Annotated in this window: 15 protein-coding genes; 4 read left to right on the forward strand and 11 right to left on the reverse strand. The window is 69.5% G+C overall.

Going from position 1 to position 12478, the window contains the following annotated elements; genetic code table 11:
• Positions 1-51: 51 nt before the first annotated feature.
• The 11 genes from F793_RS0106670 to gshB all read right to left on the reverse strand — a co-directional run bounded on the left by F793_RS0106670 (position 52) and on the right by gshB (position 8762).
• Positions 52-960, reverse strand: coding sequence for a dihydroorotate dehydrogenase electron transfer subunit (locus F793_RS0106670; protein ID WP_018875957.1), 909 nt, complete (start codon positions 958-960; stop codon positions 52-54).
• Entirely contained in the window at positions 957-2249 is a 1293-nt protein-coding gene (locus tag F793_RS0106675; protein ID WP_018877219.1) for a dihydroorotase, read from the reverse strand. Before F793_RS0106675 ends, F793_RS0106670 begins: the two co-directional genes overlap by 4 nt.
• Positions 2246-3259: an aspartate carbamoyltransferase catalytic subunit gene (locus F793_RS0106680; RefSeq protein ID WP_018865962.1), complete on the reverse strand. Its 1014-nt coding sequence runs from the start codon at positions 3257-3259 to the stop codon at positions 2246-2248. Before F793_RS0106680 ends, F793_RS0106675 begins: the two co-directional genes overlap by 4 nt.
• A 19-nt stretch (positions 3260-3278) precedes the next feature.
• Positions 3279-3797 (reverse strand): bifunctional pyr operon transcriptional regulator/uracil phosphoribosyltransferase PyrR, encoded by a 519-nt coding sequence (gene pyrR / locus F793_RS0106685; RefSeq protein ID WP_018865961.1) that lies wholly within the window; start codon positions 3795-3797, stop codon positions 3279-3281.
• A complete protein-coding gene (gene ruvX, locus F793_RS0106690) occupies positions 3794-4189 on the reverse strand; it encodes a Holliday junction resolvase RuvX (RefSeq protein WP_018881719.1) in 396 nt (131 codons plus the stop codon). The genes pyrR and ruvX overlap by 4 nt, the downstream gene beginning before the upstream one ends.
• A gap of 2 nt (positions 4190-4191) precedes the next feature.
• The gene (locus tag F793_RS0106695; RefSeq protein WP_018865959.1) at positions 4192-4770 is read right to left on the reverse strand and encodes a YqgE/AlgH family protein; all 579 of its coding nucleotides are present in this window, start codon (positions 4768-4770) and stop codon (positions 4192-4194) included.
• Between the two features lie 62 nt (positions 4771-4832).
• The gene (locus F793_RS0106700) at positions 4833-5774 is read right to left on the reverse strand and encodes an energy transducer TonB (protein ID WP_018877221.1); all 942 of its coding nucleotides are present in this window, start codon (positions 5772-5774) and stop codon (positions 4833-4835) included.
• A 69-nt stretch (positions 5775-5843) separates the two neighbouring features.
• Complete coding sequence (locus F793_RS0106705) at positions 5844-6395, reverse strand: Gx transporter family protein (protein WP_018865957.1); 552 nt, start codon at positions 6393-6395, stop codon at positions 5844-5846.
• A 5-nt stretch (positions 6396-6400) separates the two neighbouring features.
• Entirely contained in the window at positions 6401-6775 is a 375-nt protein-coding gene (locus F793_RS0106710) for a NusG domain II-containing protein (protein ID WP_018881718.1), read from the reverse strand.
• The gene (locus F793_RS0106715; RefSeq protein ID WP_018881717.1) at positions 6772-7809 is read right to left on the reverse strand and encodes an FAD:protein FMN transferase; all 1038 of its coding nucleotides are present in this window, start codon (positions 7807-7809) and stop codon (positions 6772-6774) included. Before F793_RS0106715 ends, F793_RS0106710 begins: the two co-directional genes overlap by 4 nt.
• A gap of 5 nt (positions 7810-7814) precedes the next feature.
• Entirely contained in the window at positions 7815-8762 is a 948-nt protein-coding gene (gshB, locus tag F793_RS0106720) for a glutathione synthase (RefSeq protein ID WP_018865954.1), read from the reverse strand.
• Positions 8763-8945: 183 nt separating this feature from the next.
• Between gshB and F793_RS0106725 the strand changes: the two genes are divergently transcribed.
• Genes F793_RS0106725 through F793_RS0106740 form a run of 4 tightly spaced genes read left to right on the forward strand, consistent with a single transcriptional unit; the run spans position 8946 to position 12470 of the window.
• Positions 8946-9362 (forward strand): PleD family two-component system response regulator, encoded by a 417-nt coding sequence (locus tag F793_RS0106725; RefSeq protein WP_026279175.1) that lies wholly within the window; start codon positions 8946-8948, stop codon positions 9360-9362.
• 37 nt (positions 9363-9399) lie between these two features.
• Complete coding sequence (locus F793_RS0106730) at positions 9400-9765, forward strand: PleD family two-component system response regulator (protein WP_018881716.1); 366 nt, start codon at positions 9400-9402, stop codon at positions 9763-9765.
• Complete coding sequence (locus tag F793_RS0106735) at positions 9762-10343, forward strand: chemotaxis protein CheW (protein ID WP_018865951.1); 582 nt, start codon at positions 9762-9764, stop codon at positions 10341-10343. Before F793_RS0106730 ends, F793_RS0106735 begins: the two co-directional genes overlap by 4 nt.
• Before the next feature lie 36 nt (positions 10344-10379).
• Positions 10380-12470, forward strand: coding sequence for a methyl-accepting chemotaxis protein (locus tag F793_RS0106740; protein WP_018865950.1), 2091 nt, complete (start codon positions 10380-10382; stop codon positions 12468-12470).
• The last annotated feature ends 8 nt before the right edge of the window (positions 12471-12478 follow it).

Consider the following 12478-nt stretch of genomic DNA (forward strand, 5'->3'; position numbering starts at 1 on the left):
GAGCCGGCTCGCCGGCGAAGCCCCTGCCAAAGTCAGGCCAGGGTCTTTCCCTCAGGCCCGCTCCGGCTCCGGAAAGACATCCGCTGCCGCGAACACCGGGCCGTCCACGCAGACGCGCTTCATCGCCACGCCCTCCGGGGTGCGCACCGGGACCGTGCAGCCGGCGCAGCCGCCCACCGCGCAGGCCATGAACTCCTCCAGCGAGACCTGGCAGGGCAGGTCGAACTCCGCCGCCAGTTCCGCGCAGGCCTCGAGCATGGGGTGCGGGCCGCAGGCGAAGATCTCCACCTGGTCGCGTTCCGCCGGCGACAGCCCGGCCAGCCAGGCGCGCCCGAGATCGGTCACGAAGCCGTCAAAGGCGCCCGGCAGCCCGGCCTTCGAGGTCAGGCGACAGGCCACGCCCCAGTCCTCCAGCAGCGGCAGGGTCGCGATCGCGCCGTCCGGGAGCCCCGGCCACAGGATCTCGGAGGGGCGCGCGTGAAACGGGAACGGGACCTCGGAGCCCAGCACCGCGTGGGTCTGCCCGGCCTCGCCCTGCAGGTGCAGGCGATGGGCCAGGAAGATCATTGGCGGGATGCCGACCCCGCCACCCAGCAGCAGCCGCTTCGGTCGCTCCGGGTGCAGGCGGAAGGGCTGGCCGATCGGGCCCAGCACGCTGAGGGTGTCGCCCTTGACCTGTTGCGACAGCGCACGGGTACCGTCTCCCACGACCTTGTAGAGAAACTCCACCCAGCCGGCCTCGCGGTCCACGCGCTGGATCGACAGCGGCCGGCGCATCAGCAGTCGCGGCGCGCACTGCAGGTGGGCGAACTGCCCCGGCTGGGCCGCGCGGGCACATTCGGGGGCGAAGACCCGCAGGATCCATTGGTCCGCCCCGGCATCGTGGTGGTCCAGGATGCGCCCCTCTTCCTGGAAGATCGTGCCCCGGTGGGGGCGGGCGGCGGTCTCGCGCGCAGTCATGCGGTGTCCTCGGAAGTCAGGGTCCAGACCGGGCGTCCGGCGACCCAGGTCTCGCGGACCTGACCGGAGAAGGTCCAGTTGAAGAAGGGGGTGTTGTGGCCGGCGCTCAGCCAGTCCTCGCGCCGCACCTCCTGCATCGCGGTCGGGTCCCACAGCACGAAGTCGGCGCGTGCCCCTGGTGTCAGGCGGCCCTGGGCAAAGTCGAGGATCTCCGCCGGCCCGGTGGTCACCCGGGCCAGCGCCTCGTGCAGGCTCATCAGCCCGTCCTCGACCAGGCGCAGCGTCAGCGGCAGCAGGGTCTCCAGCGCCGAGATGCCGGGCTCGGTGCCGGCGAAGGGCCCCAGTTTGCTGTCGGGCTCGTGCGGCTGGTGGTCGGAGCAGATCGCGCTGATGTCGCCGCGCGCGACCGCCGCGCGCAGCCCGTCGCGGTCGCGCTGGCCCCGCAGGGGCGGGATCACATGGCAGTTCGGGTCGTATTCCGCGACGTCCACCTCGGTCAGGAACAGCTGGTGGGCGGCCACGTCCGCGCTGACCGGCAGGCCCTCGGCGCGCGCCTTGGTGATCATCTCCGCGCCGCGCCGAGTGGACAGGCGGGCCACATGGACCCGCGCGCCGGTCTGTTCGACCAGGGCCAGGATGGCGCCCAGCGCGGCGGTTTCCGCCGCCTCGGGGATGCTGGCCAGACCGAGGCGGGTGGAGACCGCGCCCTCGTGCATGCAGCCGGAGCCGGTCAGGGCCGGGTCCTGGGCGGACAGCACGATGGTCAGGCCGAAGGTGGTCGCGTATTCCAGTGCGCGGCGCAGGACCAGCAGGCTGGCCAGCGGTTTGCTGGCGTTGCTGACCCCGCGGGCGCCGGCCTGCATCAGGGCCGCCATCTCGGCGAGCTGCTGGCCCTCCAGTTGATGGGTCAGCGCGCCCAGCACGTACACCCGCACGCCGCAGGCCTGGCGGGCGCGGCGGTTGATCAGCTCCACCTCGGCGGGCGAGTCGATCGGGGGTTCGGTGTCCGGCGGCACCACCAGGCTGGTAATACCGCCGCGGGCCGCCGCCAGGGTCTCGCTGGCGACGGTGGCCTTGTGTTCCTGCCCCGGCTCGCGCAGGCGCGCCGCGAGGTCGATCAGGCCGGGGATGAGCCACAGCCCGCTGGCGTCGATCCGCCGGCGCGGCTCGAAACCGTCCGGGGCCTGGCCGCGGGCGAGGATCTCGCTGCCCTGCACGCACAGCGAGCCGACGGCGTCGAAGCCGTCCACCGGGTCGAGGATACGGGCGTTCTCGATCAGCACGCTCATGCCTGGTGGGCCCCCATCACCATGGACATCACCGCCATGCGCACGGAGATGCCGTAGGTGACCTGTTCCAGGATCACCGAGTGCGGGCCGTCGGCCACTGCGGACTCGATCTCCACCCCGCGGTTGGCGGGCCCGGGGTGCATGACCAGGCAGGTCGGATGGGCCAGCTGCAGGCGCCGAGAGGTCAGGCCGAACAGCTGGTAGTACTCGTGTTCGGAGGGCAGGTGGGCGTGTTCCATGCGCTCGCGCTGCAGGCGCAGCATGATGATCACGTCGACATCCTGCAGCCCGGCGTCGAGGTCGTTGTAGACGTGCACGCCGAGCTGGTCGACATCCGCCGGCAGCAGCGAGCAGGGTGCGACCACGCGCACCTCGCCGGTCTGCAGGATGTTCAGCGCGTGGATCTGCGAGCGCGCCACGCGCGAGTGCAGGATGTCGCCGACGATCGCGACCTTCAGCTTGGTGAAGTCGCCCTTGTGGCGGCGGATGGTGAACATGTCCAGCAGCGCCTGGGTCGGATGCGCGTGGCGGCCGTCGCCGGCATTCAGCACGCTGATGCCCGGGGCCACGTGGCGGGCGATGAAGTGCGCGGTGCCGCTCTCCTCGTGGCGCACGACGAACATGTCGACGTTCATCGCCTCGATGTTGCGCAGGGTGTCCAGCAGGCTCTCGCCCTTCACCGCGGAGGACGTGTTGATGTTCACGTTCAGCACATCCGCGGACAGGCGCTTGGCGGCCAGCTCGAAGGTGGTGCGGGTGCGCGTGCTGGCCTCGAAGAACAGGTTGACGATGGTCTTGCCGCGCAGCAGCGGGACCTTCTTCACCGCCTTCTCGTTCATGTTGGCGAACGACTCGGCGGTATCCAGGATCTCGGTGAGGAGTTCCCGGTTCAGGCCTTCGATGGTCAGCATGTGGCGCAGCTGACCGTCGTCGGTCAGCTGCAGGCGGTTGGGCAGCGGGCCCGGTTCGGGCAGGCGCGCGCCGGGGTGGGCGATCAGGGTCTCGGTCATCCGTCGTGCTTCCGCTGGCTCAGGCCTTCAGGTCCTCGGGGTCGATGGCGACCCGCTCCAGGCGCAGCGGCTCGGGCCCGCGCAGTTTGATCTGTTCGGTCTTGCCGAGCTCCATGTGGGCCCCGACGATCGCGGCCTCCATGGGCAGTTCGCGTCCGTCGCGCTCGACCAGCACCGCCAGGGTTACCGAGGCGGGGCGGCCGTAGTCGAACAGCTCGTTCAGCGCCGCGCGGATGGTGCGCCCGGTGAACAGGACGTCGTCGACCAGCAGCACGTGCTCTCCGTCCAGATCCTCCGGCAACTCGGAGGGACGTACCTGCGGGTGCATGCCGATGCGCGAGAAGTCGTCGCGGTAGAAGCTGATGTCGAGCTTGCCCAGGGGGCGCTCCACCCCCAGGCGTTCGCGCAGGTGCTCCGCGATCCAGACGCCACCGGAATGGATGCCGACGACGATCGGCTGGTCGATCCCGTGGGTCTTGAGATGGTGGCGGGCCTGTTCGGCCATGTCGTCGAGCAAGGTCGGGACGTCCGGCGTCATGATGCGTTCTCCAGAAACCAGCCTTCGAGGATGACCGCGGCGGCATGGGCGTCCAGCCCCGGGTCGTGGCGTCCCGGCCGGCGGCGCTCGCGGGCCAGGTGGGATGTCAGGTGCTCGTCGCTCCAGTATACCGGTTGCCCGTAGCGTTCTTCGAGGGTGCGGGCGAAGCCCCGGATGCGCCGCGCCAGTGGCGTGGGCTTGCCGTCCGCCTGGGTCGGCCAGCCGACCACGAAACCCTCCGGGGCCCATTCCGCCACCAGCGTGTCGATGCCGGACCACAGGTCGGGCGCGTCGCTGGCGAACGTGCGCAGGCCGCGGGCCGAGCCGGTCAGCTCTTCGCCGACCGCGATCCCGATTCGGCGTCGCCCGTAGTCGAACGCCAGCAGCCCCACGATCAGGCGTGGCCGGAGGCCGAGCTGATCAGATTGACGTCGATGCCGATCAGTTCGGCGGCGGCGCGCCAGCGCTCGGCGCTGGGGCGGTCAAAGAGGATGTCGGCGTCGGCGCGGGCGGTGAGCCAGGCATTCTCGGCCAGCTCGCTCTCCAGCTGGCCAGGGCCCCAACCGGCGTGGCCCAGCGCGATCAGGACCCGGCGCGGGCCCTGCCCGGCGTTAATTGCCTCGAGGATATCGCGCGAGGTGGTCAACACGATGGAGTCGGTGATGGGCTGGCTGCCGCGCCAGGTCTGCTCGGCGGAATGCAGCACGAAGCCGTGTTCCGGCTGCACCGGGCCGCCGCGGTAGACCGGCATCTCCGGCAGGTCCTCGCCGGGCTCCAGTTCCACGTGCTCCAGCAGTTCGCGCAGCGAGAACTCGGTAGGCTGATTGATGACCAGCCCCAGCGCGCCCTCTTCGTCGTGGTCACAGATATAGGTGACCGCATGGCTGAAGTAGCCATCGTTCAGGCTCGGCATCGCGATCAGGAAGTGATCGCGCAGGCTGTCGGGCTCGTGGCGGGCGGTCGTCGGATTCATGGCTCCAGTATCGATGCTGACCCGGCCGGTCGCAAGGCAGCCGGCGGGGCTGAGCCGATCCGTCAGCGGATCTGCTGCATCTGGTCGCGGCGGAAGGCCCAGGTGCGGGTGATCACCAGTTCGTCGTATTCCTCGCGCATGGCGTCGGTGAACGGGGCATAGGGGGCCGCCAGCTCCACGATGCGGATCGCCGCCTGGTCCAGGACCGGTTCCCCGGAGCTGCGGGCGACCTGGATATCGAGCAGTTCGCCCGCCGGGTTGATGCGCACCGACAGGACCAGGGTCCCGGACAGGCCGCGCCGCCGCGCCTCGTCCGGATAGTTCAGGTTCCCCAGGCGTTCGACCTTGTTGATCCAGGCCTGCAGGTAGGCAGCCTCGGGGGCGCTGCGCGCGGCGAGGCTGTCGAGGTAGCGGGTGCGGCTGGCCCGGGTCGAGAATGCCTGGCGCTCCTCCGCGGGCGCCGCGCGGGCGCTCTCCAGGCCACGGTTCATCAGGGTTGCTGCAGAGGGCCGGTCTTCGGCATCGGGGGACTCCAGCGGCTCGGGGTCGGCGACCTCGGGTGCCGCGGCGTGTGCGTCCGGCGTGTCGGCGGCGACCGCGTCGGGTTCCGGTTCGGGTTCCGGCTGTGCCGGGTCCATGACCAGCGGGCCGGCCTCCGGCAATGGTGCATCGAGGCCCTCCGGCTCGGGCTCGCCGATCCCGGCATCCTCTGCCTCCGGCGCCTGTGCCTCCTGGATCTCCTCGCCCTCGCCGCTGGCGGCCTGGTCCCGGGTGGCGATGTGCTCGACCGCTTCGTCCGGCTCCGGCGGCGGGGCGTCGGGGTCGGTGACCCAGGTGATGTCCAGCGGTTCGCGGGTCGGGCTTTCGATCGGATCGACCGCGAAGCCGATCCCCAGGATGATCAGCGCGTGGGCGACCACCGCGAGGAAGATCATGGTCCCCAGGTGGTCCTGCACGCGCGGCGTCTCCGGCGGGGGCGTGCCCGGACTGGCGTGGGGCGTCATGCCGCCTCCGGCCCGGCGGGGCGGCCACGCGCGGCCCCGACGCCCACTAGCGCGCGGGTTCGACGGGGGCTACTGGCTGGGCTGGGGAGTGTGGACATGACGCTGGATTCGCGGATCGGCGAGGACCTGGGCGGTCAGTATACCGGTCAGGCTGCCGGTGATCAGGGCGGCGAGCAACAGCGGGGGCAGCACCAGGGGCAGATTGGGATGCGGGATGATCACCGCCCAGGCGAGCAGGAACTGGCCCGCGACGTGCGCCATCGCCGCCGCGATGCCCAGACCGACCGGTCCGACATGGCGGGGGGCGAAGGGGCGCAGGACCGCCAGCAGGGCGAGGCTCGCGACGGCCCCGGCCAGCGACAGCCAGAAGGCGGGACTCAGTAGTGTCCCCAGCAGCAGGCTGCTTCCGACCACGCGGAGCAGCGTGACCGCCACGGCCGCGCGCCAGCCCAGGGCCAGCAGCGTGATCAGGGTGACGATATTCGCCAGCCCCGGCTTGATGCCCGGGATCGGGCTGGGGATCGCGGCCTCGAGGATCTGGATGCCGATCGCGATGGCGGCGAGCGCGGCGATGGCCCGGTCATGGGCGTCGCTGCCGGCCTGCGGATGCCCGGGCGCCACGGGATTCAATAATGCATGCTGTCGAAGCCGGGGTCGGTGCCGAGCACCTGCAGCGTCAGCCGGTTGGGCAGGCTGACGGCAACGTCGCCGTGGGCCTGCAGCCAGCCGCTGGACTCGCAGATGTCCTGGCGCCCGGGGGAGTCGGCACAGCGTGCCCGGCCCGGTTCGATCTCGATACGGGTGATGCCGGCCGGGCCCCGGACCTCGAGGACCCGGGCGCGATCCAGGGGTTCGTGCTGCGGCGCGACCCCGGCCTGGCTGATGACCAGCACCCGGGCATCGCCCGCAGGGGTGTAGGCCAGCACGAAGGCCGCCACCACGATCCCGGCGGCCAGGCTGCCGATCAGCGCGTCACCCCAGCGCAGCCGGCCGGCGTTCACGGCAGTTCGCGCACCACGAATGGCTCGCGGTCGCGGCCGGGTTGTACCCGGTCGGCCAGTGCCGGCGTGGCCTCGATGCGGTCTTCCAGTACCACCAGTGCGTGGTCGATGCCCATCTTGCGGGCGTATTCCGGCCAGGCCTCCGGGCCGGCGATCATCAGCGTGGTGGCGGCAGCGTCGGCCAGGGCGGGATCGTGGTGGAGCACGGTGGCGCTGTCGATACCTTGGCTCGGACGGCCGGTGCGCGGGTCGATCACGTGGTGGATGCGCGTGCCGTCCCAGTCATAGCCGCGTTCGTAGTCGCCGGAGGTGAACAGGGCTTCGCCGCCGTCCAGTTCGATGCTGCCGAGCACGCCGCCATGCGGGTGGCGGATGCCCACGCGCCACGGGCGTGTCTCGGGGCGGCCCAGGGTCATCAGGTCGCCGCCGGCGTTGAAGATCGCGGCTTCCACCCCGAGTTCCGCGAGCAGGTCCAACACCCGCTCTACCGCCAGCCCCTTGGCCAGCCCGCCGAAATCGAGCTGCAGGTCCGGGTGGGTGCCCCGCAGGCGCACGCCATTGCGTTCGATATCCTGCATGCTCGGGGGGGCGTCCAGCAGTTCCGCCAGGGTTGCCTCGTCCGGCGGCGGGCCCTGGGGCTCGTCCTGATGGAAGCCCCAGGCCGCCACCAGTTTGCCCAGGGCGGGGTTGAACAGCCCCTCGCTGAGGGTCTCCATCTCGCGGCCGCGCTCGATCAGCGGCAGGACCGAGGGCGGGGCGCTGAATTCGCCCTGCAGGGCCAGCAGTTCGTTGGTCCGGCCAAGGGATCCGGGTTCCCAGGCATGCCAGGAGGTATGCAGGATCTCCAGTTCCTCCTGAACCGCGGTCCCGATGGCCTCCACGTCGTACTGGCCCGCGGGGTACAGGCTGAGGTCCACCAGAGTCCCGAAGGCGTAGAAGCCGAGCTGTTCGGTATCCGGTTCCTCGCGGCCGCAGGCGGCCAGCAGGAGGGTGGCGAGCAGCAGGAGCAGGGTGAGGGTCGTCGCGCGGCGCATGCCGGTCATCCTTCGATCGGGCGGGTGAGATAGTCGATGTACTGGCCGGCGAGGTCGTGACCGGTGGCGTCCAGCTCGCGCACGCCGGTGGGGCTGGTGACGTTGATCTCGGTCAGGTAGTCGCCGATGACGTCGATGCCGACAAAATCCAGGCCGCGGGCCTTGAGTTCCGGGGCGATCTCGCGGCAGATCCAGCGGTCGCGCTCGGTCAGCGGGCGGGCCTCGCCGCGGCCGCCCGCGGCGAGATTGGCGCGGCTCTCGCCCGCGGCGGGGATGCGCGCCAGGGCATCGGGGCAGGGCTCGCCGCCGATCAGGATGATGCGCTTGTCACCCTCGGTGAACTCCGGCAGGAAGCGCTGGGCGACCACGCTGCGCTGGTCGAATTCGGTGATGGTCTCGAGGATGACCGAGGTGTTCGGGTCGCCCTGGCGGATGCGGAACACCGACGCCCCGCCCATCCCGTCCAGCGGCTTGACCACGATATCGCCCTGCACCTCGAGGAAGGCGCGGATGCGGCTTCGGTCGCGGGTGATCAGCGTGGGCGGGCAGCACTGCGGGAAGTGCGCGGTAAAGGCCTTCTCGTTGACGTCGCGCAGGGCCTGCGGCCGGTTCGACACCCGCACGCCCTCGCGTTCGGCGAGGTCGAGGGCGTAGGTCGCATAGATGTATTCGAGATCGAACGGTGGATCCTTGCGCATTAGCAGCACATCGAAACGGGCCGCCGGGCCCGTCTCCGGATCGCCCAGGCGGAAGAAGTCGTCGCGCTGGTCACGCACCTCGATGGGGCGGCTGCGCGCGCTCGCGCGGCCCTCCTCGATCCACAGATCGGCCGGCTCGAGATAGTGCAGGCGGTGCCCGCGGGCCTGCGCGGCCAGCATCATCGCGAAGCTGGTGTCCTTCCAGGGTTTGATGTCCGCCACCGGGTCCATCAGGATGGCAATGTTCGTGGTCACGTTGCCTCGATCGTGCGGGGTGTCCGGGCAGTATGCCACGCTGATCGAAGCTCGCGCGGCACCCGGAGGGTGGTGGCGGTGTTCGATGCATTGCGCTGCGCGCGATGCAATATCATGGTGTGCTGTTTGTCACACGGCCCCGCTTCCGCTAGATTCGGGGCGAAATGGCCAGGGGGGGAGAAGGTGTCTAACGCGCTTGCCGAAGCGGACTCGGCCACCGAGTTTCAGGGACTCAAGGTCATGGTGATCGACGACAGCAAGACCATTCGGCGCACCGCCGAATCCTTGCTGCAAAAGCACGGGGCCGAGGTCATTACCGCCGTGGACGGCTTCGAGGCGCTGTCCAAGGTCGCCGAGTCGCGTCCGGACATTATCTTCATCGACGTCATGATGCCGCGCCTGGATGGCTACCAGACCTGCGCGCTGATCAAGAACAACAAGCAGTTCCGCGCCACGCCGATCATCATGCTGTCCAGCAAGGACAGTGTGTTCGACAAGGCGAAAGGCCGCGTCGTGGGGTCGGAGGATTACCTCACCAAGCCATTCACCAGGGACGACCTCCTGGGTGCCATGCGTCAGTACGCCAGCCCCTCGGCATGACGCGTTCCGCCACACCAACCAAGGAAAGACGAACCCCATGGCCCGTATTCTGATCGTTGACGATTCCCCGACCGAGATCCACGTGCTGCGTACCATGCTCGAGAAGCACGGGCATTCGGTGACCACCGCCGAGAGCGGCGAGGACGGGGTCGCGGCCGCGAAGTCGCAGGTCCCGGATCTGGTGCTGATGGATGTCGTGATGCCCGGGCTGAACGGCTTCCAGGCGACCCGCCAGCTGTCCCAGGCCGACGAGACGGCGCATGTGCCGGTCGTCGTGGTCAGCACCAAGGATCAGGCGACCGACCGGGTCTGGGCGATGCGCCAGGGGGCCCGGGACTATATCACCAAGCCGGTGGTCGAGAAGAACCTGCTGGAAACCATCGGGAAGTACCTCTCCGCATGAAGACCGACCTGTCCTCGCCGTTTGCGCTGATCGCGAGCCTTGATCGCGAAGGGCGCCGCGTCAATCGCGAGTTGCGGCGGGACATTGGTACGGGCTGGCGCGGGGTCTTGCTGCGTGTTGGCGATTTCCGCTTTCTGGTCGACATGGACGCGATCGCCGAAGTGGCCGATCCGATGACGCTCACCCGCGTACCGCTGGCGGATGCCGCCGTGCTGGGGGTGGGCAACCTGCGCGGGCTGGTGCTGCCGGTGTTCGATATGGGCAAGCTGTTGCTGGACCGGCCATTGCCGGACGACGCGACCGGGCAGCGGATCGTGGTGGCGCCGCAGGGCCAGGGCATGGCCGGGCTGCTGGTCAGTCAGGTCGAGGGGATGCGCCGCTGCATCCCGTCCCAGCGCCGTCTGGAAGTCTCGGTCCCCGAGGCTGTCCGACCCTTTATTACCGGCGGATTCGATCTCGGGCACCGGCTGCATCCGGTGCTGGATCTGGATCTGCTGCTGAATGACAACAATCGCTTTACCGGCACGGGCTTGGCCGGTACATCCAGTAGCGAACAGTCCGCAGCCGCAGTCGGATGACGCGGGGCGCGGGGCTGCGACAGGGGGTATGAACTGATGGGATCGAGTCGTCGCGCACGTAATTTTGTCCTCGGGGGGCTGCTGGTGCTGGCCCTGATCGCGACCGGCGGGGCCTTTACCTACCACGAGTACGAGCAGAGCCAGTACCGCGACCGCATCGCGCTGGCCAACGACCTGCGCCTGCTGTCGCAGCGGCTGGCCACCAGCTCGCTGGAGGCCGCCGCGGGTTCCGAGCAGGCATTCTCCGACCTGCAGTCGCTGCGGGATGACTTCGAGGCACGTCTGGAACGGATCCGCACCGGGGGCGAAGGGCTGCAGCCGCTGCCGGAACCCCTGCAGGAGGACATCGCCACCGTGGACCGCGAGTGGTCCGCCTATCGGGACCACATCAACACGGTCATCCTCGGGCGTTCGGATATCCAGTTGATCACCGAGTTCTCCGACGCGGTGGCGGCCTTCTCTCCGGAACTGTCGCGGCTGTCCGATGATGTCGTGCGGCGCATGACCCAGATCGGCGAGCCGCCCGAGCAGGTCTATGTGGCGGCACGCCAGACCATGCTGATCCAGCGGATCGCCAACAACCTCGGCCGGGTGCTGCAGGGTGGCGCCGAGGCGGCCGCCGCCATCGAACGCTTCGAGCGTGACGCGACGCTGTACGGGCGGGTGCTGGACGGGCTGATCGAGGGCTTCGCCCCGCTGGGTGTGGAGCCGGTTGACGACCCGCAGGCACGGGCCCTGCTGCAGGAGATCGCCACGTTGTTCGTGGCCTTCAGCGAGGCGGTGGAAGGGGTTCTGGATACCTCTACCCAGGTGTTCGAGGTCAATGCCGCAGCCTCCAGTGTCGAGGCCAGCAGTGGCGCGATGCTCGAGACCACCGGCGCGTTCGAGACCGCCATCACGCGGGAGGCCGAACGGGCGGGCGTGATCGCCCTGATCGGCTTCGGCTTTGGTGGCCTGGCGCTGCTGCTGCTGATCGCGATGGGGCTGTTCCTCTACCGCGACACCAAGCGCGAACTGGCCGAGACCGAGGCCCAGAACGAGCGCAACCAGCAGGCGATCCTGCGCCTGCTTGACGAGATGATGAACCTCGCCGATGGCGATCTCACCGTGAACGCGACGGTGACCGAGGACTTCACCGGCGCCATCGCGGACTCGATGAACTACGCGATCGAGAACCTGCGTACCCTGGTTGCGACCATCAACACGGTGGCGGCCGACATCAGCGAGTCCTCGGCGTCCACCCGTTCGCAGGTGCTGGGGCTGGCCGAGAAGTCGGAAGAACAGGCCCGCGAGATCCAGCGCGCGGATGACGCGATCGACGAGGTCTCGCGTTCGGTGGACAAGGTGGCCCAGGATGCCGAGCAGTCGGCCTCCGTGGCACGTAACTCGGTGGAGATCGCGTCCCGCGGGGCCGGCACCGTGCGCCGCTCCATTGAGGGCATGGACAGTATCCGCGAGCAGATCCAGGAGACCGCGAAGCGGATCAAGCGACTGGGCGAATCCTCGCAGGAGATCGGCGACATCATCGGGCTGATCAACGACATCGCCGAACAGACCAACGTGCTGGCACTGAACGCGGCGATCCAGGCCTCCGCGGCGGGCGAGGCCGGCCGCGGCTTCGCGGTGGTGGCCGACGAAGTCCAGCGCCTCGCGGAACGTTCGTCCTCCGCGACCCGTCAGGTCGAAGGCCTGGTCAAGGCCATCCAGGCGGATACCAGCGAGGCCGTGAGCTCCATGGAGCAAAGTACCGCCAACGTGGTCCAGGGGGCCGAACTGGCCCAGGCCGCGGGCGAGGCGTTGTCCGAGATCGAACAGGTCTCCGCCGATCTCGCGGACCTGATCGACGGTATCTCCTCCTCGGCCCGCAAGCAGTCCGAGATGGCGCAGGACGTGACCTCCATCATGGCGCAGATCCGCGAGATCACCTCCGAGACCACGCAGGGGACGCAGTCCACCGCGGCGGCGATCGGGGATCTGGCCCAGCTCTCGGCCCAGCTGCAGTCCTCGGTATCGGACTTCAAGCTGCCGGAGCCGGGCAGCGCTACTGAGGCGGTTGGCGAGGACCCCGATGCGATGGATCCCGATCCCGACGCCGATACGACGTCCTCCGACGAACAACGGGCCTGACGGCGGAC

The organism is Thioalkalivibrio sp. ALE22 (assembly GCF_000381445.1).
Classification (GTDB): domain Bacteria; phylum Pseudomonadota; class Gammaproteobacteria; order Ectothiorhodospirales; family Ectothiorhodospiraceae; genus Thioalkalivibrio.